Annotated in this window: 19 protein-coding genes and 1 pseudogene; 15 read left to right on the top strand and 5 right to left on the bottom strand. The window is 68.9% G+C overall.

The window, feature by feature from the left end:
* Window positions 1–19 precede the first annotated feature (19 nt).
* Window positions 20–1,687, bottom strand: coding sequence for an FAD-dependent monooxygenase (locus ACF8NF_RS25615; protein WP_392451511.1), 1,668 nt, complete (start codon window positions 1,685–1,687; stop codon window positions 20–22).
* Between the two features lie 16 nt (window positions 1,688–1,703).
* Window positions 1,704–2,672: a Bug family tripartite tricarboxylate transporter substrate binding protein gene (locus tag ACF8NF_RS25620; protein ID WP_392451512.1), complete on the bottom strand. Its 969-nt coding sequence runs from the start codon at window positions 2,670–2,672 to the stop codon at window positions 1,704–1,706.
* Window positions 2,673–2,898: 226 nt separating this feature from the next.
* Here ACF8NF_RS25620 and ACF8NF_RS25625 point away from each other — a divergent pair, with 226 nt between their 5' ends.
* Window positions 2,899–3,816 (top strand): LysR substrate-binding domain-containing protein, encoded by a 918-nt coding sequence (locus ACF8NF_RS25625; protein ID WP_392419012.1) that lies wholly within the window; start codon window positions 2,899–2,901, stop codon window positions 3,814–3,816.
* Window positions 3,817–4,007: 191 nt separating this feature from the next.
* Window positions 4,008–5,540, top strand: a complete 1,533-nt coding sequence (locus ACF8NF_RS25630; RefSeq protein ID WP_392451513.1) for a glycosyltransferase family 39 protein — start codon at window positions 4,008–4,010, stop codon at window positions 5,538–5,540.
* A gap of 211 nt (window positions 5,541–5,751) precedes the next feature.
* Here the strand turns inward: ACF8NF_RS25630 and ACF8NF_RS25635 are convergent, their stop codons facing one another.
* Window positions 5,752–6,411 carry a TetR/AcrR family transcriptional regulator gene (locus tag ACF8NF_RS25635; RefSeq protein ID WP_016449798.1) on the bottom strand — a complete coding sequence of 220 codons (660 nt, stop codon included), beginning with the start codon at window positions 6,409–6,411 and terminating at the stop codon, window positions 5,752–5,754.
* A gap of 60 nt (window positions 6,412–6,471) precedes the next feature.
* Between ACF8NF_RS25635 and ACF8NF_RS25640 the strand changes: the two genes are divergently transcribed.
* The 12 genes from ACF8NF_RS25640 to ACF8NF_RS25695 all read left to right on the top strand — a co-directional run bounded on the left by ACF8NF_RS25640 (window position 6,472) and on the right by ACF8NF_RS25695 (window position 18,398).
* Window positions 6,472–7,680: an arabinose transporter gene (locus tag ACF8NF_RS25640; protein WP_026062431.1), complete on the top strand. Its 1,209-nt coding sequence runs from the start codon at window positions 6,472–6,474 to the stop codon at window positions 7,678–7,680.
* Window positions 7,673–8,446: a siderophore-interacting protein gene (locus tag ACF8NF_RS25645; protein ID WP_392451514.1), complete on the top strand. Its 774-nt coding sequence runs from the start codon at window positions 7,673–7,675 to the stop codon at window positions 8,444–8,446. The genes ACF8NF_RS25640 and ACF8NF_RS25645 overlap by 8 nt, the downstream gene beginning before the upstream one ends.
* A 137-nt stretch (window positions 8,447–8,583) precedes the next feature.
* Entirely contained in the window at window positions 8,584–10,020 is a 1,437-nt protein-coding gene (locus tag ACF8NF_RS25650; protein WP_392451515.1) for an amidase, read from the top strand.
* 16 nt (window positions 10,021–10,036) lie between these two features.
* On the top strand, window positions 10,037–10,912 hold the full coding sequence (locus tag ACF8NF_RS25655; RefSeq protein ID WP_016449802.1) for a polysaccharide deacetylase: 876 nt from the start codon (window positions 10,037–10,039) through the stop codon (window positions 10,910–10,912).
* A gap of 28 nt (window positions 10,913–10,940) precedes the next feature.
* A complete protein-coding gene (locus ACF8NF_RS25660; protein ID WP_212646188.1) occupies window positions 10,941–12,386 on the top strand; it encodes an MFS transporter in 1,446 nt (481 codons plus the stop codon).
* Between the two features lie 7 nt (window positions 12,387–12,393).
* A complete protein-coding gene (locus tag ACF8NF_RS25665) occupies window positions 12,394–13,170 on the top strand; it encodes an SDR family NAD(P)-dependent oxidoreductase (RefSeq protein WP_209800842.1) in 777 nt (258 codons plus the stop codon).
* A gap of 11 nt (window positions 13,171–13,181) precedes the next feature.
* Window positions 13,182–13,940 carry an SDR family NAD(P)-dependent oxidoreductase gene (locus ACF8NF_RS25670; RefSeq protein ID WP_070080603.1) on the top strand — a complete coding sequence of 253 codons (759 nt, stop codon included), beginning with the start codon at window positions 13,182–13,184 and terminating at the stop codon, window positions 13,938–13,940.
* A gap of 182 nt (window positions 13,941–14,122) precedes the next feature.
* Window positions 14,123–14,416 (top strand): hypothetical protein, encoded by a 294-nt coding sequence (locus ACF8NF_RS25675; protein WP_016449806.1) that lies wholly within the window; start codon window positions 14,123–14,125, stop codon window positions 14,414–14,416.
* Window positions 14,413–15,456, top strand: coding sequence for a GTP-binding protein (locus tag ACF8NF_RS25680; RefSeq protein ID WP_016449807.1), 1,044 nt, complete (start codon window positions 14,413–14,415; stop codon window positions 15,454–15,456). The genes ACF8NF_RS25675 and ACF8NF_RS25680 overlap by 4 nt, the downstream gene beginning before the upstream one ends.
* Before the next feature lie 13 nt (window positions 15,457–15,469).
* Window positions 15,470–16,660: a PotD/PotF family extracellular solute-binding protein gene (locus ACF8NF_RS25685; RefSeq protein ID WP_392451516.1), complete on the top strand. Its 1,191-nt coding sequence runs from the start codon at window positions 15,470–15,472 to the stop codon at window positions 16,658–16,660.
* A gap of 63 nt (window positions 16,661–16,723) precedes the next feature.
* Entirely contained in the window at window positions 16,724–17,776 is a 1,053-nt protein-coding gene (locus tag ACF8NF_RS25690) for a GntR family transcriptional regulator (RefSeq protein WP_047217835.1), read from the top strand.
* 232 nt (window positions 17,777–18,008) lie between these two features.
* Window positions 18,009–18,398: a hypothetical protein gene (locus ACF8NF_RS25695; protein ID WP_016449810.1), complete on the top strand. Its 390-nt coding sequence runs from the start codon at window positions 18,009–18,011 to the stop codon at window positions 18,396–18,398.
* 12 nt (window positions 18,399–18,410) lie between these two features.
* Here ACF8NF_RS25695 and ACF8NF_RS25700 read toward each other — a convergent pair whose 3' ends face one another.
* Window positions 18,411–19,919 carry a murein L,D-transpeptidase family protein gene (locus ACF8NF_RS25700; RefSeq protein WP_392451517.1) on the bottom strand — a complete coding sequence of 503 codons (1,509 nt, stop codon included), beginning with the start codon at window positions 19,917–19,919 and terminating at the stop codon, window positions 18,411–18,413.
* Window positions 19,919–21,253, bottom strand: a complete 1,335-nt coding sequence (locus ACF8NF_RS25705; protein ID WP_392451518.1) for a tetratricopeptide repeat protein — start codon at window positions 21,251–21,253, stop codon at window positions 19,919–19,921. Before ACF8NF_RS25705 ends, ACF8NF_RS25700 begins: the two co-directional genes overlap by 1 nt.
* Window positions 21,254–21,733: 480 nt before the next feature.
* Here ACF8NF_RS25705 and ACF8NF_RS25710 point away from each other — a divergent pair.
* Window positions 21,734–22,713: pseudogene (locus ACF8NF_RS25710) on the top strand (hypothetical protein); the annotation flags it as partial.

Genomic DNA, 22,713 nt, shown 5'->3' on the forward strand with positions numbered 1-22,713 from the left:
GCGGCCGGATGGGCCGGGGCTAGCCGGGCCCCACCGGCGGGGTGCGATGGCCCAGTGCCAGCGCCAGGACCTCGGTCGGCGGCGCCGCACCGTCGCCGCGCCAGGCGATGTGGTGGTCCGGGCGGATCAGGACGCGGTCGGCGCCATACAGCGCACGCGTCTGCCCGTCTTCGCTCCTCACCACATCCAGCCGGATGCCGTATTGCGCAGCAGCCTGCCTCCAGGGTTCCAGCCCGTCAGGGCCGTCCGGGCCGAATGCGAGCAGTGTGAAATCGCGTCCGAAGTCATCGAGCAGGGACCGGTCCGGCCCCGTTGCCACATGCGGAGCGCGCGTGCCGGGATAACCTCCAGGCAGGTAGCGGTTGGGCTCGTCCGGCGGGGGCTCGGCCAACTCCCGGGCGACGACGGGGCTGTCGGCATAGCGCAGGCCCAGTTGCAGCCCCGGGATGTTGAACTCGCGTGCCACATGCTCCGAAAGTGCCTGCCCGAGCGCATGGCGGGCGCTGTCGCCCGCGGGCCCCTCCTGCTCCACTGCAGCCGTGACCGGCAGGCATCCTATGCTGTCGGCCATGCTGCGTGCAAAACGGGTGTTGCGCTGGGCGATCGGCCGCCGCTCGGCCTCATAGCTGTCCAGCACCGGGCCGGCCGCCCCCTGGATGGCCGCCGCCAGCTTCCAGCCCAGGTTCACGACGTCGTCCACGCTGGTGTTGTAGCCCATGCCGCCCGTGGGCGTGAACAGGTGCGCCGCATCGCCGGCGATGAACATCCTGCCGTGCCGCAGGCGCTCGGCCACCAGGGCATAGCCCGCGTTCCAGGGGGTCAGCGCGATCAGCTCGTGCGCAAAAGGCCGGCCGACGACGGCCTGCAGCGCCTGCTGCGGATGGAAATCGGCAGGCTGGGTGCCTTGGGGCAGCTGCACGATCAGCACGAACCGGTCCACGCCGTCGATGGCGCACAGCAGGCCGCGCTGCCCGGGACCGACGGCCCAGTACTGCCAGGCCCTGGGCTTGCCGATCAGCCCGTACAGACCGGGGGCCCGGAAGTAGATGGACATCATCGGGCCGCCCAGGAAGTCCCGCCGCTCGCTGCCATGGCCTGCGTAGACGACGCCCATGGCCTGGCGGACCAGGCTGCGCGGCCCGTCGCAGCCGACCACATAGGCGGCCTGCAGCAACTCGGTACGGCCCGTGTCCGGCTCGCGGCATTCGATCTGGACTGCGCAACCGGTGTCCTGCACCGCCTCGGCCCTCAGGCCAAAACGCAGCACGGCGCTGGCATGGCGTTCGGCCTGCGCCCTGAGCACGGGCTCGATGAACATCTGCTGCGCCCGATGCGGCAGCTCGGGCGTGGGCCAGGCCTGTTCCCCGTAGTCGCCATAGGCCGTGCCCGAGGCGGCCTCCTCGGCCGAGGGAATGCGAAAGCGCGCCAGCTCGAGCCCCGTGAGCCGCGTGCAATAGACGATGTCCTGGGGGTGCGAGGGCGGCAGGCCCAGCCTGCGTACCTGGTCGGCAAAGCCCCGGCGGCGGTAATGCTCCATGGTCCGGGACGAGGTGGCATTGGCCTTGGGCAGCGTCGGCGGCCCGCTGCGCTCCTCGATCAGCACGCACGGTATGTCCCTGCAGCCCAGCTCGATGGCCAGCATCAGCCCTGCGGGCCCTCCTCCGATGATCGCGACTTCGGTCTTCATGGCGTCTCCCCGGGGCTCAATCGACGGTCACCTTGACGCGGCGCAGCACTTGGGCATAGCGCTCGCGGTCGGCCTGCATGAGGTCGGCGACCTGCCTTGCGGGGCCGATGCTGGTGAAGAATCCGAAACCGGCCAGGCGATCCCTGACGTCAGGCGCGGACAGGGCCCGGTTCACCGCCTCGTTGATGCGCTCGGCGACGGCCGGCGCCGTGCCCTTGGGCGCCATGAGCGCAACCCAGGTCAGCGCATCGATGCCGGCCGGGCCACCGGCCTCCTGCACGGTCGGCACATCGGGCAGCGCCGGGGAACGCTGGCTGTCCGCCACGGCAAGAAAGCGCAGCTTGCCGGCCTGCTGCAGGGGGCCGGACGTCGCAATGCTGCCGTAAGCCCAGTCCACCTCGCCCGTCGACACGGCGGCGTACAGCTGCGAAGTCTCCTTGTAGGGGACATGCATCATTTCGGCACTCATGGCGGTCGCGGCCCGGGCCGCGCCCAGATGCAGCGGCCCGCCCACCGCATTGGAGCCATAGGTCATGCCGGGCCTGCGCCGCGCCGCCGCCATCAGTTCGGCCAGGCTGTGGAAGGGGCTTTGCGCGCCGACCACGACGAAGAAGGCGGTCTTGTAGAGCAGCGCCACCGGCGTCAGCTCGCTTTGCGGGTCATAGGCCAGCTTGCGCAAGACCAGCGGATTGATGGACAAGTGGCCTACGTCCACCACCACCAGGTCGTTGCCCGTGGGCGGCGCGTTCTTCATCGCATTGATGGCCACCACGCCGGCCCCACCCGGCCTGGGGTCGACGACGACCGGCTGCCTCCATTGCGCCGAGAGCTTGTCGGCGACCAGCCGGGCCACCACGTCGGGGCCGCTGCCCGCGGGAAAGGCACTGGTGATGCGCACCGTTCCGCCGGCGGCCGTCTGCGCGGCGACGGAGCCCGCCGCCAGGGTTGCCAGCGCACAGGCGCCGGCCCATTTCCTCATGCTCATGCTGCTTGTCTCCTATGGGTCGCCGGGCTGCGCCGACGTTATGGAGGGCATGCTAGGTCTGGCAGGCCGGCTGCGGCAGAGGACAGAAACGCCTCAGCGATGCATGGTCGTTATCACTGGAGCGTTCCGCAGCGGCTCAGGCGCGGCGGAGCCCGCGTGCACGGCCCCTGCGGGAAATCCCCTGGCCTTGGCGCGCTCGGAAACGGGCATAAACACGCTCCGACCGATGCCCAAACTTCATCACCTTCGCAATTTCGTCGCCGTTGCCCGGGCACGCAGCCTGCGCAGCGCGGCCCGCAGCCTGGGCCTGACCCAGCCGGCACTGACGCGCAGCGTGCGCGAGCTGGAAGCCGAGCTCGGCGTGGCGCTGTTCCAGCGCCATGCGCGCGGGGTATCGCTGACCGTGGCGGGCGAGCGATTCCTGCTGCGCGCGCAGGCCGCGCTCGAGGAACTGCGTCGCGGCAGCGAGGAGGCCGCCCAGGCGCGCGGCGAAATGCAGGGCCATGTCGCCGTCGCTCTGTCCAGCGCCCCCGTGCTGTCGCTGCTGGCCCGCGCCTATGCCCAGTTCCGGCGCGACTGGCCGGATGTGCACCTGCGTTTCGTCGAAGGCCTGTTCCCGGCCATCGAGCCGGCGCTGCGCGACGGCCGGCTGGACTTCTATCTGGGCCCCCGGCCCGAGAGGCAATTGAGCGCCAGCTACCAGGTGGCCCTGGTTCACCGCAACGAGCGTGTCGTGCTGGCCCGCCGCGGCCATCCGCTGCGCACCGCCGGCAGCCTGCAGGCGTTGCTGGAGGCCGACTGGATCGTCACCGGCCTGCGCGAGCGCCGCGAGGAAGAATTCGAGGAGCAGTTCTCCGCGCTCGGCCTGCGCAGCCCGCGCGTGGTGACGGTCGCCGAATCGTTGATGGCCCTGCTGGCGCTGCTGGCCAGCAGCGACGCCCTCGCCTTCTTGCCGCGCCAGTGGGCCGATACGCCCCTCTTCAACGGTGTACTGGAGCCCATTGCCGTGCGCGAGAGCCTGATGGCACCCGACATCGTGCAGGTCACGCGTGCTGCGCTGCCTCTGACGCCCGCCGCGGAACGCCTGTCGATGCTGCTGCTGCGCGCGGCAGTCCACGACTTCGGCGAGCCGGCCGGCGCCTGAGCCGCGGCCGGCGTCTCCACAATATCTTCACACAATCTTTACATTGCATTGACCAGGCAGACATATTCTGCCGGACTCATAGCGCCTCGCGTAAGCCAAGAGTCCGTAGCCAACGCTGAAGCTCCCGTTCGACCGCCTTCCTGGGAATTTCCCCTGTGCCAGCGCACTTGTCATCGCCGCTGGCATTTCCTATGACCCATCCCGTCCCCTCACAAGCAGCGAGCACGATCACGCGAAGCGCTCCGCTGGCCATGCCCGCACCGTCGCTTTCCCTGGACATCAAGGTCCTCATCGGCCTCCTTCTCTTTTCGGTGGTCTGGCTGCTGCAGATCGACAGCTCCAGCCTCACGGCACCCAAGGACAACCTCGAGCAGCTGACCTGGGTGCACAGCCTGGAATGGGGCTACTACAAGCATCCACCGCTGCCGACCTGGATGTTCTCGGTGCCGGTCAATGTGTTCGGACTGTCTGCCCGCACCAGCTATGTGACGGGCGCGCTTTTCACGCTGGCCGGCCTGCTTGTCTTCTGGAAGCTGATGCAGACCTTGCGCGGCAGCCGCCATGCCACGCTGGCCCTGCTGGCGGCCCTGTGCATCACCTACTACAACGAGCGGCTGCACTTCTTCAACCATGAAGTGGTGCTGATGCCCTTCTTCGTGGCCAGTGCCCTGCTGGTGTGGCGTGCGGTGGGCAGCAGGCAACTGCACTGGTGGGCGGCCCTGGGCTGCTGCCTGGGCCTGGGCGCACTGGCCAAGTACCAGATGATCCTGGCCGCCGTGGCGGTATTCCTGTTCTGGCTGGCGTCAGGCGCCTGGCGCGAGCGGGTCCACATGATCGGCCTGGTGCTGGCGGCGGCCATCTCTCTGGCCATCATCTCGCCGCACCTGTACTGGCTTTTCCTGAACGACTTCGGCCCCATCCGCTATGCCACCGAATCCTCGCTGGGCGCCAGCCTGGGCGGCGGCGCAAGACTGCTCAATACCTTGCACTGGCTGGCCGACCAGCTGTTCAACCGCGCATTGCTGGCCTGGGTGCTGCTGGGACTGGTGATGGCATTGCACCGCCGCAGCCGCCTTGCGCCGCAGGACACACCGCAGCGTCCCGGGACAGCCGATGCATCGCGCGCGCTGATCCTGTGCTTTGGCCTCACGCCCATCGTGCTGACCTGCGCCATCGGCATCTTTGCGGGCTCGTCGCTGCAGCTGCACTGGGGCACGCCCTTTCTGCTGCTGGCCGTTCCCGTCGCCATGGAGCTGGCCGGTGCCAGACTGCAGCCGTCGCGCATATCGATCACCACCGCCATCAAGTGCTTCGTGGCACTTCAACTGGCCTTGCTGCTCGTGGCCCAGATGACCTCGGCGCGCAGTGAACTGCGGCTTAACAGCCGGCACTGGAGAAACTTCGATTCAAAGGCCTTGAGCCAGGCGCTTGCCGAACCCGCGCGCGAGGCACTGGGAGGCGACATCCGCGTGATCTCAGGCCCCACGGCCGAGGCCAAGGCCCTGGCCCTGAAGCTGCGCGAAAAGCCACTGGTGCTGATCGATGGCCGCATGGACATCAGCCCCTGGATTTCCCAGCACATGGTGGATGCCTGCGGCGTGCTGCATCTGCAGCTGGCGGCATCGCAGCCGCCCGGCCACCAGCCGGTGGGCGAAGGCTTTCCCTCCCTTTACTGGCGTGTCACCCCGCCGCAGGAGGATGCGGGCAACTGCGTCGAAAGCTGAACGAATACGCTGCTTGCCGGCCGCGCCTGTCGGCATTGCACGATTCCAGTGCTGAGAATCTCCACCGTGCCCATGAAATCCCCTTGCGAAGAACTCATGGACATGCTGGGCCAGCCCTATGACGCCGGCGAAGTGGCCCGACTGCTTGGCCCATTCGATCCGGAGGTCTTCGCGCCCTGAGGACCTGGCGGCCAAATCGCTCCTTGCATCCTCAACCCAGGGCAGGCGCTCGCAGATACCCCATCAGCACCTGCACGATGCCATCCTCCAGGGCCTGGGGGGTGAACATGACAGGCGGATCGATGACGGCGGCATGCACCAGGGACTCCATGGTCTGCAGCAGCATCCAGGTGGCCAGGTCCAGATCGCGGTGGGCGAGCTGACTGCGGTGCAGCTCCAGGAGCTGGCGCACCTGGCGGAAGATGCCGCCGTCGGCCGCGCTTTGCTCGCGCGGCGCGTCGAAGAAGGGGAATTCCTTTTCCAGCACCCGGTGCAGATCGGGCTCGACCCGGTGCGCCGCCAGCAGCGCCCGGACCATGGCCTGCACATGGCCTTGCAGGCCCTGCGGCCGCTCTGCCGCAAGCACGGCGGCAATGGCCGCGTACATCTGCGCGGCGTGGCGCTCGTGCAAGGCCGTGATCAGCGAGTCCTTGTTGGGAAAGTACTGGTAGAGCGAACCCACGCTCACGCCTGCGCGCTCGGCCACCAGATTGGTGTTGGTGGCGGCATAGCCGCGCTCGGCCAGAACGCGAGCCGCAGCTTCCAGAATGGCCTCGACCGTGGCAAGGGAACGCGCCTGCCGTGGCTGCTTGCGGGGCTGGGGCGGCTGGCGCTGCGCCGCCTGCGAATGCGAGTTTTCAATGCGAGCCATGGCTCATATTCTCCTGGACATGTGATCTGAGTTTTTACTCGTATTTGAAAGGGAATGCACATGTCTTCCGGAATTTCGCCATCTGCGGCCGCGTCGCCGCCGGTGAATGCATTCGCGCGGCTGCTGCCGCTGACGCTGGCGGTCTTCGTCAGCTTTCTCTGCCTGGGCATGCCCATGCCCGTGCTGCCCCTGCACCTGAGCCAGACCCTGGGACTGGGCACGCTGGGGGTGGGCACGGTGATGGGCTGCCAGTTCGCGGCCGCCCTGCTGTCGCGGGCCTGGGCCGGGTCGCTGGCCGACACGCGCGGCGCCAGGCAGGCCGTGGTGCTGGGCATGGCGCTGGCGGCCGTTTCGGGCCTGGCCTACCTGATGTCACGCGCCTTCGAGGGCGGGCCGGCCGCAGTCTGGGTGCTGGCCGCCGGCCGCGTGCTGCTGGGCTGCGCCGAGAGCCTGATCATCACCGGGGCCTTGAGCTGGGGCGTGGGCATGATCGGTCCGCAAAACGCCGGCAAGGTCATGGCCTGGGTGGGCATTGCCATGTACGGCGCCTATGCGGCGGGCGCGCCGGCCGGCGTGGCGGTGCAGGCGGCCTGGGGCTTCTCCGGCATTGCCGTGGCCACCATCGTGCTGCCGCTGGCCGCCCTGGCCATGGTCTGGGGCCTGCGCGCCACGCCGGCTGCGGCCCAGCGCCGCACGCCGTTCTACAAGGTGCTGGGCACGGTATGGCTTCCCGGCCTGGGGCTGGCCCTGTCCAGCGTGGGCTTTGGCGTGATCACGACCTTTGCAGCGCTGCTGTTCGCATCGCGGGGCTGGGGAGCGGCCTCGCTGGCCTTCACGGCCTTCGGCCTGGCCTTCATCGGCGCGCGCCTGCTCTTCGGCCATCTGCCGGACAAGCTGGGCGGCGTGCGGGTGGCACTGGCCAGCATTCCGCTGGAAGCCGCCGGCCTGCTGCTGATCTGGGGCGGGGGCGATGCGCCATGGGCCTATGCCGGCGCCGCGCTCACCGGCTTCGGCTACTCGCTGGCCTTCCCGGCCTTCGGCGTGGAAGCTGTCCGCCGGGCGCCTGCCCAGGCACGCGGCGCGGCCATGGGCGCCTATGTGGCCTTCTTCGACCTGTCCATGGGGCTGACGGCCCCTGCCGCCGGGCTGCTGGCCAGTGTCACGGGCGTCGGAGACGTGTATTTCGCCGCCGCCGTGAGCGTGGCGCTGTCCATCGCCGTGGCCTTGCTGCTGCGCTTGAACGCAGCCCGGGGAGCCACCCATGGCTGAGCCGATTCACATGCCTGCCGGCACGCAGCGCGCGCTGGGCACCGTGGTGAAGGCGCAATCCGTCACGCCGCGCATGCGCCGCATCACGCTGGGTGGCGAGCAGATCGCCGCCTTCTCGCGGGCGCCTGCCGTGGATGCGCCCGCCGCCTGGGTCAAGCTGTTCCTGCCCACGGGCGAGGGCCGGGCGTACACGCTGCGCAGCGTGGACCGCCAGGCCGGCACGCTGGACATTGACCTGGTACTGCATGGCGATGCGTTCAATGCCAAGCATGAGAACAGCACCTCCGCTGGCGGCGACGGCCCCGCCTCCCGCTGGGCCGCCCAGGCCCGCGTGGGCGAGCAGGTGGCCATTGCCGGCCCGCGCAGCGGCGGCTTCGCCCCGCCGGCCGGCACCGATTGGCTCATGCTGGCGGGCGATGGCTCGGCACTGCCGGCCATGCAATCGATCGCGGCGCGCCTGCCAGCCTCCGCGCGGGTGAAGGCCTACGTGGAAATCACCGATGACGGCGAATGCCAGCCCATGGACAGCGCTGCCCGCTGGCGCACCGAGTGGATCACCGCCGCGCCGGGCCAGCCTGGGCAGAGGCTGTGCCAGCGGCTGATGTACCGGCCGCTGCCGCCGGGCAACGGCTATCTGTGGATGGCGGGCGAGTCCGGCGCCATGCGTGCGCTGAAGCGGCATTTCCTGGACCGTGGCATCGCACCCGGCCAGCTGAGCGCCAAGGGCTACTGGAAGTGCGGCGAGGCGGACCACAAGGACCGCTAGAGCGGCGCAAGCGGCACAAAACGGCCTCCTTCACAGATCAACACAGAGCGCCTCATCCCCCGGGTAATCACCCGGACACGGGATGGAGGCGCTCACTAGAATTCAAAAATGAACTTTGACAACAACATTCAAATTCAATGAAAAACAGCGGCCTCCGGACAGCGCCTGCCTCGGCTTGCGAACTGCATGCAGCCTATGCCGCCGGCACGCTGACGCCCACGCAAGCCACCGAGCATTGCCTGCAAGCGGCCTGTGAAAGCCCGTCCGTGTTCACGCGCATCACGGCGGAGCGCGCGCTGGAAGAGGCCAGGCAATCCACGCAGCGCTGGCGTACGGGCCGCCCGCTCGGGCCGCTGGACGGCGTGCCCATCAGCTGGAAGGACCTGTTCGATGTGCGTGGCGCGCCCACCACGGCGGCATCGGCCCTGCTTCGCTCTGCCCCGCCAGCCCCTGCCGATGCCCCCGTGGTGGCGCGGGCCGCGGCGGCCGGCATGGTCTGCCTGGGCAAGACCAACCTCAGCGAGTTCGCCTATTCGGGACTGGGCCTGAACCCCGGCTTCGGCACCCCCGCCAATCCCCGCCTGGGTGGGCGCGCACGGGCGCCTGGCGGCTCCTCCAGCGGCGCGGCCCTGGCCGTGGTGCAGGGCTGCGGGCCGCTGGCCATGGGAACGGACACGGCAGGATCGGTGCGCATTCCCGCAGCCTTCAACGGGCTGGTGGGCTTTCGTGCCAGCCAGGGGCGCTATCCCATGCAAGGGGTCTTTGCGCTGTCACCTTCCCTGGACACGCTGGGGCCGCTGGCCCTGGGCGTGGCCGACTGCATGGCCCTGGACCAGGTGCTGCGCAGCACCGTGCCTGCCGGCGATGCCGCTGCAGGCCCTGCCGTCCCAGGCCCTGTCATAGGCCTGCAGGGACAGGTGTTCGTCATCGACCCCGGCATGCTGGACGACGACCGCGTGCAGGCGCAGGTGCGCGACGCGATTGCAGCCGGCCTGGCCCTGCTGCAGCGGCAGGGCGCCCGCGTGCAGCGGCGCCGGCTGCAAAGCCTGGACACGGTGCAGACGCTGACGCAGCGCCATGGCTGGCTGGGCGCGCATGAGGCATTGGCCACGCACCGCGAGCGCCTGGATGCCCCGGAGCAGGCCGCGCGCATGGACCCGCGCGTGCGCAGCCGGCTGGAGGCCGCAAGGCATCTGGACCATGGCGGCTACCTGCAACTGCTGGCACGGCGCCAGCCATTGACGGCGCTGTTTGCGCAGGAGCTGGGCGGCGCCACCCTGGTGCTGCCCGCGGTGGGCCATCCGGCGCCGCTGCTGCAGCCCCTGCTGGAAGACGACGCGCTGTTTGCCCAGACCAATCTCGCCACGCTGCGCCTGACCATGCCCGGCAGCTTCCTGGATGCGCCGGCCGTGGCCGTGCCCTGCGGCGCCCTGTGCCTGCAAGGCCCTGGCGCAAGCACCGAACGGCTTCCCATCGGCCTGCAGCTGATGCGCCCGCAGGGCGATGACGACCGGCTGCTGCGCATTGCCCTGGCCGTCGAACAGGCGCTTTCTTCCCTCAACCGTTCCCAGTGAAAAAGGAGTGCATGCAATGAGCAAGGACATACAGATCACGTTTGGCGTGGACGTCGATGCCGTCGGCGGCTGGCTCGGCTCGTATGGCGGGGAGGACTCGCCCGACGACATCTCGCGCGGCATGTTCGCGGGCGAGGTCGGCTCGCTGCGGCTGCTCAGGCTGTTCGACAAATACGGCCTCAAGACCACCTGGTTCATCCCGGGCCACTCTGCCGAGACCTTTCCCGAGCAGATGAAGGCCGTGGTGGACGCGGGCCATGAGATCGGCATCCACGGCTACAGCCACGAGAACCCGATTGCCATGACGCCCGAGCAGGAGGAAGCGGTGCTCGACCGCAGCATCGAGGTCATCACGCGGCTGGCCGGCCGCGCACCCACGGGCTATGTGGCGCCCTGGTGGGAGTTCAGCCCCGTCACCAACGAGCTGCTGCTCAAGAAAGGCATCAAGTACGACCACAGCCTGATGCACAACGACTTCCACCCGTACTACGTGCGCGTGGGCGACCAGTGGACCCGCATCGACTACAGCAAGCATCCCGACACCTGGATGAAGCCCCTGGTGCGCGGAAAGGAGACACGGCTGGTCGAGATCCCCGCCAACTGGTACCTGGACGACCTGCCGCCCATGATGTTCATCAAGAAGTCGCCCAACAGCCACGGCTTCGTCAACCCGCGCGACATAGAGCAGATGTGGCGCGACCAGTTCGACTGGGTCTACCGCGAGCACGACTACGCGGTCTTCCCCATCACCATCCACCCCGATGTCTCCGGCCGCCCCCAGGTGCTGCTGATGCTGGAGCGCCTGATCGAGCATTTCCAGTCGCACGACGGCGTGCGCTTCATGACGTGCGACCAGATCGCCGACGACTTCCTGCGCCGCCAGCCGCGTTGATGCCGCATCCCACCTCAGCGAGGACACCATGAATACCTCCGCCATTGCCTCCGACGCCCCAGGCGCAGGCCATCCGGCCCCGGCCGGGATCGATGCCCCCTGGACCGCGCCCACCGTGACGCGCAGGCAGGTCAGCTACGCCACCTGGGTCTGCTTTTTCGCCTGGGTCTTTGCCGTCTACGACTTCATCCTCTTCGGCACCCTGCTGCCGCAACTGGGCGAGCACTTCCGGTGGAGCGCCGAGCAGCAGGCGCGGCTGAACACCTGGGTGACGCTGGGCACGGTGATCGTGGCCTTCGGCATCGGCCCCATCGCCGACCGGCTGGGCCGGCGCAAGGGCATCATCATCGCCGTGGCGGGCGCCGCGCTGTGCTCGGGCCTGACGGCGCTGGCCGGCTGGGTGATCGGGCTGTCGGCGGGGCTGGGCTTCGTGCTGCTGATCGTGGTGCGCTCGCTGGCGGGCCTGGGCTATGCAGAGCAAAGCATCAACGCCACCTACCTGAGCGAGCTGTTCTCCCTGGTCTACACGGACCCGGCCTCCCTGCGCCGGCGCGGCTTCATCTACTCGCTGGTGCAAGGCGGCTGGCCCGTGGGCGCGGTGCTCACGGCCGTGCTGGTGGCCCTGCTGTATCCGCTGGGCGAGCGCTGGTTCGGCCAGGGCGGCGGCTGGGTGCTGTCCTTCGTGTTCGCCATGTTCCCCGCCCTGGTGATTGCCGTGCTGGGCCGCCGGCTGGTGGAAACGCCCCAGTTCCTGACCGCGCGGCGCGTTGCCGATCTGCGCCGTGCCGGACGCGAGGCAGAGGCCGCACGCCTGGCCCAGGCCCATGGCGCCCACCCGCAGCAAGCGCAGCACACCGGCCTGTCGGCCATGTTCCGGGGCGCCTCGCTGCGGCCCACGCTGTCGCTGGCCCTGGGCTTTTTCCTGAACTGGTTCGCCATCGTGATCTTCGCGGTGCTGGGCACCTCGGTGCTGGGCGGCGCCGGTGGCACGCCGGGCAAGGGCGTGGATTTCTCCAGCGCGCTGCAGGTGCTCATCATCTCCAATCTCGCGGGCTTCCTGGGCTATGTCTTCCATGGCTGGCTCGGTGACCGCATAGGCCGGCGCAACGCCGTGGCCATAGGCTGGATGCTGGGTGGCCTGGCCTTCGCGCTCATGCTGAACGCGCCCTCGGGCGACTTCTGGCGCATCGTGCCGCTGTACTCGCTGGGGCTGTTCTTCCTGATCGGCCCCTATGCAGCGGCCCTCTTCCTGATCGGCGAGAGCTTTCCCAGCCACATCCGTGCCACGGCCAGCTCCTTCGTCAACGCCATGGGCCAGGTGGGCGCCATCGCGGCAGGCTTTGGCGTGACCTGGACGCTGTCGCAGGGGGCGGACTGGGCACAGGCGGCGCTGTACTGGGGAGCCATTCCCTGCGCAGCCTCGGGACTGCTGATGTTCCTGGCACCCCATGTCGATCCCCAGACCGTGAAGTGAGGCCGCCATGCACCCGCAGATCGACAGGAACAAGGTCGCCCTCATCACCGGCGCTGCCAGCGGCATCGGCCAGGCGCTGGCCGTGGCCTACGCGCAGGCCGGCGTTGCCGTGGCCGGCAGCTACTACCCGCAGGACCCGCACGATCCCGGCCAGACCCGGGACCTTGTCGAGCGCGCGGGCGGGCGGTGCGTGATGGAGGCGGTCGATGTGGGCGATGCCGAGCAGGTCGAGCACCTGGCCCGCGTCGCCGTGGACCGCTTCGGCCGGCTGGACTTCGCCGTCGCCAATGCAGGTTTGCTGCGCCAGGCGGCCTTGGCCGAGATGAGCGATGCGCAGTGGCAGGAGGTCATCAACATCGACCTGGGCGGCGTCATGCGCACCTTCCGGGCCAGCGCGCGCCTCATGGCGGAGGGCGGGGCCATGGTGGCCGTCTCCTCCATTGCAGGCGGCGTCTACGGCTGGGAGCAGCATGCCCACTATGCGGCCGCCAAGGCAGGCGTGCCCGGGCTGTGCCGCGCCGTGGCCATGGAGCTGGCACCGCGCGGCATACGCTGCAATGCCGTGATTCCCGGCCTGATCGAGACGCCGCAATCGCTGGACCCGGTCAACTCGCTGGGGCCGGAGGGCCTGGCGCAGGCGGCCAGGGGCATCCCGCTGGGACGCGTGGGGCAGGCCCGCGAAATCGCCGCCCTGATCCGCTTCCTGACCAGCGACGAGGCTTCCTACATCACCGGCCAATCCATCATTGCCGACGGCGGCCTGACCGTGCGCTGGCCCAGTTGAGGACATCCGACATGAACACCTCCAAGCCCCTGGACGGCCGCCGCGCCGTCGTGACAGGCGCCGGCAGCGGCATCGGCGAGGCCATCGCCCTGGCCTATGCGCAGGCCGGCGCGCGGCTGCTGCTGGCCGACATCGATGCCGCGCGGGCCGAGGACGTGGCCCGGCGCTGCCGCGCGCTGGGCACGCAGGCCGAGACCGTCATCGGCGACGTGGGCGACGAGTCCACGGCCCACCGCATCATCGACCGCTGCGTGCAGGCCTTCGGCGGCATCGACATCCTGGTCAACAACGCCGGCATGCTCACCCAGTCGCGCTGTGCCGACATGTCCACCGCGATGTGGGACGAGATGCTGCGCGTGGACCTGCGCAGCGTCTTCCTGTGCGCGCGGCGTGCAGTGCCGCACATGCAGGCCCAGCGCTGGGGACGCATCATCAGCATCGCATCGCAGCTGGGCATCAAGGGCGGCGTGGAGCTGAGCCACTATGCGGCGGCCAAGGCCGGCGTGATCGGCTTCACCAAGTCGCTGGCGCTGGAAGTGGCACCCGACAATGTCCTGGTCAACGCCATTGCCCCCGGCCCCATCGCCACGCCGCTGGTCGACGGCATCAGCGCGGACTGGAAGCGCGCCAAGGAGGCCAGCCTGCCGCTGGGCCGCTTCGGCCGCGCCGACGAGGTGGCGCCCACGGCGGTGCTGCTGGCCTCCGATCCCGGTGGCAATCTGTATGTGGGACAGACGCTGGGGCCCAATTCCGGCGATGTCATGCCGTGAAAAGAAGCACCCCCTGAGTCGCTTCGCGCCTTCCCCCTCTCTTCGGAGGGGGGCGTACGGGCAGCCGGCGACACCCTCGGTGCGGGGCGGCGCGGCCGGCATAGGCCCTTCCTCGGTGTCTCTGCTCTTTGGCTGCGCCAGTTTCGCAGGCGGCTCCATTCGCAACCGAAAGGGTTTCTGTCATGTGTGGAATGTGCGGTTTGCTGCAGGGCTCCGGCCACTGGAGCCAGGCGCCGGCCGGATCGGCCGGGCGCCGCCAGCGGCTGATTCAGATTGCGCGCGCCAACCGGCTGCTGGCGCTGTGGCGGCTGCGGCTCAGCGACTTCCACGGCCAGTCCTACCTGCTGCAGGGGCCTACGGGCGCCAGCGTTCTGGTGCCCGACTTCGGTGCGTTGTGGCCCGCGGCCGAGCGGCTGCTGGCCCGCGAGCTGGATCCGCTGGCCATGCCCTGGCCCCAACCGGAGCAGGCGCCATGACCGGCGATGCACGCCTGCCCGTGGGTGTGCTCACGGGCTCTCTGGGCAGCGGCAAGACCACGCTGCTCAGGCAATGGCTGCAGGACTCTCCCGCTGCCGAGACCGCCGTGCTGATCAACGAATTCGGCGCCGTGGGGCTGGACCATCTGCTGGTGGGCCGCATCGACGCCGACACGGTGCTGCTGGACAACGGCTGCATCTGCTGCGCCATCCGCGGCGAACTCAAGGAGGCGCTGTGGCGGCTGCACCAGCGCCGCGAGCGCGGCGAGCTGCCTGCGTTCCAGCGCGTGCTGATCGAAACCACGGGCCTTGCCGCGCCCGGCCCGGTGATAGCCACCCTCATAGGGGATGCGCAATTGCGCCAGGTCTTCAGGCCCGCCCATGTAGCCACCGTGGTCGATGCCCTGCACGCGGCCACGCATGCGCAGCGGCCCGAATGGCAAGCCCAGGTCGCCGCCGCCGACCGGCTGTACCTGAGCAAGACCGACCTGGCCCGGCCGCAGGACGCCGAGGCGCTGCGCGCGCAGCTTGCCAGGCTCAATCCGCTGGCCGTGCTCGGCAACAGCCGCCAGGCGCTGCCAGCCTGGCAGGAGCAGCCCGTGCAGGAGAGCAATTGGCTGGCACGCGCCATTGCAGGCACGCCTCGCAGCCGCAAGGGCCAGGAGCCGCACGGCAGCATCCAGGCCTTCTGCCTGGAACTCGACGGCCCCGTGGACTGGTGTGCGCTGACGCTGTGGCTGACCTGGCTGCTGCACCGCCATGGCGAGCGGGTGCTGCGGCTCAAGGGGCTCGTGGCCGTGGCCGCCGAAGGATGGCCGCAGGGGCAGCCGACGGTGCTGCACGGCATGGGCCATCTGATGCATGCGCCCGAGCATCTGGCCGAATGGCCCGGTGGCGACGGCCGCTCGCGCCTGGTCTTCATCGCCTCGGGGCTCAACGGGCAGCAGGTGGACGACTCCTGGCAGTCGTTCCAGCGTTTCTTCGCGCAGGACAATGGGGCGCAACCCGGCGCCGCACCCGGCCCGGCCGCCTTCCATTGACAAGGAACACCCCATGCGCAAGAACATGCCTGAACTGCGGGTACTGGGCACCTCGGTGACGCTGACCGAGGCCATGCGCCGCCGCGCCGAGCAGGACCTGGGCCTGCGCATCCGCTTCGAGGTGCTCGACGGCTTCGACGCGCAGCGACAGGCCGTCATGCGCCAGGACAGCTTCGATCTCTACGACCAGTGGTTCCACAGCCTGGACTGCCTGTGGCCGACAGGGGCGCTGCAACCCATAGACATCGGCAGGCTGGCGCATTGGGACGAGGTCAACGCCCTGCCCAAGACCGGGCGCATCACGCCGCAGGCGGCCCTGGGCGCGGGCTGCAACCCGGCCATGCGTCTGTACGTGCAGGCCGATGGCACCCTGGGCGGAACGCCCGCATCGCGCATCAGCATGCTGCCGCTGACGCACAACGCCGACAGCTTCGTCTACCTGCCCGCCGCCGTGCCGAAGCTGTTCGCGCAGACCGAGGAGAGCTGGTCGTGGCTGCTGTCTCCCGCCTGCCGTGGCCGTGCGGCCCTGCAGGCGGATGCGGCCATCGGCGCGCTGGATGCGGCCCTGGCCCTGCAGGCCGGCGGCGACATGCGTTTTGGCGACATCAGCAACCTGGGACTGGAGGAGATCGACCAGATGATGGCCCTGCTGCTGCAGCGGCAGGAGTCGGAGCAGTTCCGGGGCTTCTGGGGCAACTACGCCGATGCGGCGCGGCTGATGATCGATGCCGGCGTCGCCATACAAAGCCACTGGTCGCCGGCCATCGCCCACTACCGCGCGGCGGGACTGGACTACCGGCTGGCTTGCCCGCGCGAAGGCTACCGGGCCTGGTACGGCGGCCTGGGCATCTCCAGCCAGGCCAGGGGCGATACGCTGGATGCCGCCTACCGCTACCTGAACTGGTGGCAGTCCGGCTGGCCTGGTGCGGCGATGGCACGGCAGGGCTACTACATCTCCAACCCGCTGCGCAGCCGCGAGCACCTGCGCGCCAGCGAATGGGACTACTGGTACGCCGGCCTGCCTGCCGCCGAGGACCTGCGGGGCACCGACGGACAGATCTTGATCCCGCGCGGCAGCGTGCGCGACGGCGGCTCCTACGAGCAGCGCCTGGGCCACATCGCCGTCTGGAACACCGTCATGGACGAGCACAACTACCTGGTGCGCCAATGGGCCACGCTGCTGCGCCGCGCCCGCCCCTTATAGTCCTGCCGGATACCGGCCCCCTTTGCGGCGGCCGGTGCACAGGTACATGCAGATGAAGCAGGAATGACAAGAGCCACCCCAGCACCCACGCAGCTTGCCCGCGACGAGGAAGCAGGCCCCGGCGAATCCGGTGAATCCGGCGATCCCGGCGAACGCCGGCTGCGCTATGAACTGATACGCCAGCGCCTGCGCGGGGCCATCGTCGAGCAGCGGATCGAGCCCGGCCTGGTGCTGCTGGAGGGGCCGGTGGCCAAGGTCTTCGGCACCAGCCGCATACCCGTGCGCAAGGCCTTCGAGCTGCTGCATGCCGAAGGGCTGCTGTGCACCTTCGACGGACGCGGCTACCTGGTGGCCCGGCCCGGGCAGGCCGTGCAGCCCCAGCGCCTGCCGCTGGACGCGCGGGCCCTGGGCCTGGAGGAGGGCAACGCCACCATCCACATCCCCTCGGAAAGCGAGCGCATCCACGACGAGCTGGAGCAGACCATCTCCATCGCCATGATCTTCGGGCGCTTCCAGATCGACGAAAGCGCGGCCATGGAGCACTTCAACGTGAACCGCGTGGCCCTGCGCGAGGTGCTGAGCCGGCTCGTGGACCGGGGACTGGTGGACAAGAGCACCTATGCCTCCTGGCGCGTGGCGGCGTTGACGGCACGCGCGGTGAACCAGGACTTCGAGCTGCTGGCGCTGCTGGCTCCCGCGGCGCTGCGCGAAAGCGGCCCGCGCCTGGACAGGGACATGCTCGCAGACCTGCGCCGCCGCCTGCACGACCCCGCCGCACCGCAAGCGCAGGAGCTTTTGCGGCTGGAGCAGCACCTGCACGGCGCCTTGCTGGCACGGCACCCCAACCACAAGCTGGTGGGCATGCTGCAGCAGTGCCAGATGCCGTGGCTGATCCACAGCACCTTTGACCGCATGTTCCCGCAGTCGCCCAACCCGCCCCTGCTCGAGAACTGCCGCCAGGTCATCGACGCCCTGTGGGATGGTGAGTACGAGCGGGCCGCGCAGGCGCTGCAGGACTACCTTGCCCAGGCACGCAAGCGCGCCCAGCTGCAGCTCAAGGTCCTGTCCGTGCTGCCCGAGGCGCAGCTGCCGGCCTATCTGGTGCGGCAGTCGTGACCTCCTGAGGGACGGCATCGGGCCAGGCAGGGCCGAAGCGGACAAGACTGCGACCGGTGCGCCTGGTTGCATGTGCAACCACCGGTTTGCGCCGGGTTCACCGGGCGTTTACGCAAGCGCGGCATATTGGGCGGCCGACAGGGAACCGCAGGACCCCACAGGTACCGAAGGACCGCACCGAAAGACCGCACCGAAAGACCGCACCGAAAGACCGCACCGAAAGACCGCACCGATGAATGCCCTGCGCATCAGCACCACCGTCTTCACCGAAGCCAGATTCTGGAGCCTGGTGGTTTTCTCGGTCGTTCTTCCCTGCGCCATCTACGCCGCCCTGCTGGCCAAGCGCAGCATCTCGCGCACCACGGTGCTGCTGTTCGGGCTGGCCCTGGTGGCCATGGCGGGGGTGGATGTCTACCTGCTTCAAAGCCTGGCCTCGGCGGCCAAGGCGACGCCTTCGCTGTCCGACAACACCCTCTTCGTCTCCGAGCTGTCCACGGCGCTGTACCTGCTGCCGGCCATGATTGGCGGCATCGGCGTGAACATGACCTCGCATGTGCTGATACAGCACCTGTTCGATGCGGAGCGCCGCTTCGACAGCAACCGCCACAACGAGAACACCTGAGCTGCGCCAGGCTCAGCCCATCACGTCCTCGGAGAAAAGCTGCCAGCGCCCGCCCGTCTTGCGCCAGTACTGGCGCAGCGGCAGGCCCTCGGCAAAGGACTTGCTGCTGGCGCGCAGGTTGACCACGCGGATCTCGCCCTTGGCGTCCTTCCAGGAATAGATGGACAGGTCCTGCAGCGTCACGCCGGGGCGGTTGAGGTAGGCGGCCAGCCGCTCCTGTGATGTGCGCGAGGCCGGCGACTGCAGCAGGTCAGGCGCGTAGAGGGCGGCCAGCTTGCGCGGGTCCGCACCGTTCCAGGCGCTCTTCCAGTCGTCGATGACGCGCACGAAAGCGTCTGCCGCCTTCTGCTGGGCCTGGGCCTTGGGGGCCACCCATTGCAGCTTTTCGCGGATCAGCACCGGCGTCTGCCGGTCCACGGTCTGCATGAGCAAGGTGAGATCGGGGTTGGCCAGCACCAGGCAGCCATCGCTGGCCTCGGGCGCCCGCGAGAACTGGTCGGGCGGCGAGCCATGCAGCCAGATGCCGCTGCCCGAGCGGCCCACGGCCTTGTCCCAGTCATTGGGAAAGTTCACCGTGAGCGCACCCTTGCCATAGAACTCCGGCAGACGGGGCCCGGGAATGTGGCGGCCCACGAAGTAGATGCCCAGCGGCGTGCGCTGGTCGCCTTCCTGCCATTTGTCGGTGCCCAGCTTGCCCACGGAGACATAGAAGTCCCCCAGCAGCCGCAGCCCGCCTGCCTCATGGGCGAACAGGTACAGCCGCGACTTGCTGGCGTCGATGGCAATGGCATGCCGCACGGATGCGCCCAGCATCAAAAACTCGCCGGGAACGGAACCCGCAGGCGGCGCGCCGCTGTCCGCCTGCAGGCGGCGCTTGAGTTCGTTTTGCAGATCCTGCAGCTGCGCCTGCGCGGGACTGGCCGGACCCTCCAGCCGTGTGACGCTGCCCACGGACAGGTTGTGCCGCACCAGCACGCCCTGGCCCGGATGGCTGGGGGCGGCGGACGCAGCCACGGGCGTGCCCGCCAGCACCTCGCCGGTACGGCCGGTCTTGAAGCGCAGCAGGTCTGCATACACCAGCTGGGCTGCGCGGAAATTGGGGACTTCGGCGGTGAGATCGGCGGCCGCCTTCAGGGCGCCATCCAGATCCCGCTGCTCCACCTGGCGGATGATGGCCAGCAGGCGGGCCTCCGCCTGGCTTTGCGAGCCGGCCGCCGCCTTGGCCTGGCCTGCCGTGGCAGCGACGCCGCCTGCCGTAGCCGCCACCGCAGCAGCGGCCACGGCCGTCTTGCCCGACGCCGAGCGCAGCCTGGCTGCGCCGGCCTTGCCGGTCTTGCTGGTCTTGCCCGTTGCAGGCTTGGCGGATGCCGTCTTGGAGGCCTTGGCCGGCTTGGCGTAGGCCGCCGTGCCGAACGACATCGTGGACAGAGCGGCCAGCAGCACGGCCACGCCGGCGGCCCGCGCATGCAGGCGCAGCAAGCCGGCGGATGACCGTGCCAGGGGGCGCGCTCTTTCAGGCATCAGGAACCGGTTCCTTCGTGGGTGATGCGCCATTGTCCCTTTTCGCGCTGCATGCGCAGGGTCTTGCGGGTCGTGGTCTTGAGCGCGCCCGACGCGTAGTACTGGCGGAACTGGGCCGTGGCCTTGTCGCCGTCCACGGTCACCTTGAGGTCGCGCACGGTGACGACGATGGTGGTGCGTCCGACAATGCGCTGGCGGCGCTGTTCCTTCCACTTGGCCAGGCTGCTGCCATCGGCCGGGGTGAAGTGGTCGCTGTAGGCGTCCAGGTAGCGGTCCATGTCCTGTCCGGCCCAGGCGGTGGACCAGGCCTTGACGGCGGCCTCCACTTCCTGCGCTGCGGCCGACTGGGCCGCCTTCTTCTCGTCGACGGCAGGCGCTGCCTTGGCGGGCTCGGCGGCGGCCACAGCGGCGGCGGCAGGGGCCGCAGCGGTGGTCACGGCGACGGCCTTGGCCGCAGCCTGCCTGGCTTCCTCGGCAGCGCGCGCCTTGTCCTGTGCGGCCTGGGCAGCCTTCTCCTGGGCCAGCCTGGTCTCGGCGGCCTTGGCTTCCGCTGCCTTGGCCTGGGCCAGCTTGGCCTCCGCTGCCTTGGCCTCCGCTGCCTTGGCCTCTGCGGCCTTGGCTTCTGCGGCCTTGGCCTGCGCTGCCTTGGCATCGGCGGCCTTCACTTCAGCGGCCTTGAATTCGGCGGCCTTGGCCTCTGCCGCCTTGGTCTCGGCGGCGCGGGCCTCGGCCAGCTTGGCGTCGGATTCGCGGGCCTTGGCATCGGCCGCCTTGGCATCGGCGACCTTGGTCGAGGCAGCTGCAGCCTGGACCGTCTTGCCCTGGGCGCCACCTTGCTTGGGGAAGATCTGCGTGATCAGGGCGAGCTTGGGCTGGATGGCCTGGCGCGATCCGTCCAGCTGCAAGGCCTTGGCATAGGCATCGCTGGCCATGCGCGCATACAGGTCGCCCAGGTTCTCATGCGCCGTGGCGTAGCTGGGGTTGGTGCGAATGGCCTGCTCCAGCACTTCCGAGGCCTTGCGTTCCTGGCCTTCGGCGGCGTACAGCACGGCCAGGTTGTTGTAGGGCTCGGGCAGGCTGGGGTAGTCACGGGTCAACGCCGTGAAGATCTTGATGGCCTGGGCGTTCTGGCGCTGCTCCGCGGCGATCACGCCCTGCAGAAAGCGCATCTGCACATCGGCCGGGTTTTGCTTGAGGTAGGCCTCGGCCTGCTTGGCGGCCTGGGGCGCCTTGCCCTGCTCCAGCAGCCGTGAGACCTCGTCCACCGCCTCCTGCGATGCATGGGCAAACGCCCCGCACAAAGCCGCCCCCAGGCTGAAGGCGGCAATGGCCACGGGCCGGGCTATCCGCAAATAGGTACGACCCGGCACTCGCGACGGAACTCTGGACGAAATCAGCATATGGGCGCTCTCTACGCAATGAAAGTTGGAAGACGGGCCTGTTCGCTTTTGGGCTTACTGCATGCGCCGATACACGCCTGCAGCCAAAAGCCAGCGATTTTATAGGCGAAAGCCATCTTGCCCCGCTGCATGGGCCCGCGAGTCAAGGGCCATGAAACATGGCGCGGCACCGGCGCCCGAGTAACGGAGCAGACCCGGCAGCGTTACGTAACGTGTGCCGTAACAGACCCTTGATGAGACATTGTGATCAATAGATAAATCCATACAAATCAATATCTTAGGATGATTCCTAGGCCATCCGGACCTGCAGCGTGCACGTGGCATGCATGTTGCACAAAAGGGCTCGACAGATTTTTCACGGCTTCCAAGCCACCGTCTGACCTTGTCGTCTCAACCCTTGTCTGGAGAGAGTAAATGACCGCCCAATCGATGCAGCCCACCGGCAACACCACCGTCAGCCCCGTGCAGTTCGGTGACCCGCAGCCCTCCAGCGTTGTGCTTGCGCAGCTCAATACGTCGAACATGCAGCCCGGCGCAGCCGCAGCGGTCATGCCCCGGGGCACGCCTCCCGCCACGCTGTCCCAGGTCAGCCCGGGCGTGCAGATCGTGCGCAATGGGGAAACCCTGATGGCCCAGCCGGGCAGTGCCCTGCAGGTCGGCGACAAGATCATCGTGCCCGCCGATGGCAGCGCCAAGGCGCTGTTCCAGGGCAAGGACGGCCAGACCCTGGTCGGCACCTTCGAGGGCGGCACCCAGGCCACGCTGGCCCAGCGCGAGGGTGATGGCGCAGGCGCCATGGTGCTGGACCTGGCCTCTGGCAACGTCCAGGTGGCGCCCGCCAGTGACGGTGACGCCGTGGGCCTGATCGTGACCAAGGAAAGCGCCGCAGCCGCAGCCGGCGGCTCCGTGCTCAGCGACTTCCTGCTGGCCGGCCTGATCGGCGCGGGCGGCGTGGGCCTGATCGCCGCAGCCAGCAACGACGACGACGACCCAGCCCCCCCGGTGCCGACCGATCCCACGAATCCGACCAACCCCACGGATCCCACGAATCCGACCAATCCCACGAACCCGACCAACCCGACCAATCCGACGGATCCCACCAACCCGACGAATCCTACGAATCCTACGAATCCTACGAATCCTACGAATCCTACGAATCCTACGAATCCTACGAATCCTACGAATCCCACGGATCCGACGAACCCTACGAACCCTACGAACCCCACCAACCCTACGAACCCCACCAATCCGACCAATCCCACGGATCCCACGAACCCGACCAATCCTACGAACCCGACCAATCCGACCAACCCCACGGATCCCACGAACCCGACCAACCCCACGAACCCGACCAATCCGACCAACCCCACGGATCCCACGAACCCGACCAACCC

It is taken from the genome of Delftia sp. WSY_22 (assembly GCF_043104185.1).
GTDB lineage: Bacteria > Pseudomonadota > Gammaproteobacteria > Burkholderiales > Burkholderiaceae_C > Comamonas > Comamonas tsuruhatensis.

Excerpts from the sequence above, each read along its gene's own strand:
- ACF8NF_RS25615 (WP_392451511.1), bottom strand. The coding sequence starts at position 1,687 with ATGAAGACCGAAGTCGCGATCATCGGAGGAGGGCCCGCAGGGCTGATG.
- ACF8NF_RS25620 (WP_392451512.1), bottom strand. The coding sequence starts at position 2,672 with ATGAGCATGAGGAAATGGGCCGGCGCCTGTGCGCTGGCAACCCTGGCG.
- ACF8NF_RS25625 (WP_392419012.1), top strand. The coding sequence starts at position 2,899 with ATGCCCAAACTTCATCACCTTCGCAATTTCGTCGCCGTTGCCCGGGCA.
- ACF8NF_RS25630 (WP_392451513.1), top strand. The coding sequence starts at position 4,008 with ATGACCCATCCCGTCCCCTCACAAGCAGCGAGCACGATCACGCGAAGC.
- ACF8NF_RS25635 (WP_016449798.1), bottom strand. The coding sequence starts at position 6,411 with ATGGCTCGCATTGAAAACTCGCATTCGCAGGCGGCGCAGCGCCAGCCG.
- ACF8NF_RS25640 (WP_026062431.1), top strand. The coding sequence starts at position 6,472 with ATGTCTTCCGGAATTTCGCCATCTGCGGCCGCGTCGCCGCCGGTGAAT.
- ACF8NF_RS25645 (WP_392451514.1), top strand. The coding sequence starts at position 7,673 with ATGGCTGAGCCGATTCACATGCCTGCCGGCACGCAGCGCGCGCTGGGC.
- ACF8NF_RS25650 (WP_392451515.1), top strand. The coding sequence starts at position 8,584 with ATGAAAAACAGCGGCCTCCGGACAGCGCCTGCCTCGGCTTGCGAACTG.
- ACF8NF_RS25655 (WP_016449802.1), top strand. The coding sequence starts at position 10,037 with ATGAGCAAGGACATACAGATCACGTTTGGCGTGGACGTCGATGCCGTC.
- ACF8NF_RS25660 (WP_212646188.1), top strand. The coding sequence starts at position 10,941 with ATGAATACCTCCGCCATTGCCTCCGACGCCCCAGGCGCAGGCCATCCG.
- ACF8NF_RS25665 (WP_209800842.1), top strand. The coding sequence starts at position 12,394 with ATGCACCCGCAGATCGACAGGAACAAGGTCGCCCTCATCACCGGCGCT.
- ACF8NF_RS25670 (WP_070080603.1), top strand. The coding sequence starts at position 13,182 with ATGAACACCTCCAAGCCCCTGGACGGCCGCCGCGCCGTCGTGACAGGC.
- ACF8NF_RS25675 (WP_016449806.1), top strand. The coding sequence starts at position 14,123 with ATGTGTGGAATGTGCGGTTTGCTGCAGGGCTCCGGCCACTGGAGCCAG.
- ACF8NF_RS25680 (WP_016449807.1), top strand. The coding sequence starts at position 14,413 with ATGACCGGCGATGCACGCCTGCCCGTGGGTGTGCTCACGGGCTCTCTG.
- ACF8NF_RS25685 (WP_392451516.1), top strand. The coding sequence starts at position 15,470 with ATGCGCAAGAACATGCCTGAACTGCGGGTACTGGGCACCTCGGTGACG.
- ACF8NF_RS25690 (WP_047217835.1), top strand. The coding sequence starts at position 16,724 with ATGACAAGAGCCACCCCAGCACCCACGCAGCTTGCCCGCGACGAGGAA.
- ACF8NF_RS25695 (WP_016449810.1), top strand. The coding sequence starts at position 18,009 with ATGAATGCCCTGCGCATCAGCACCACCGTCTTCACCGAAGCCAGATTC.
- ACF8NF_RS25700 (WP_392451517.1), bottom strand. The coding sequence starts at position 19,919 with ATGCCTGAAAGAGCGCGCCCCCTGGCACGGTCATCCGCCGGCTTGCTG.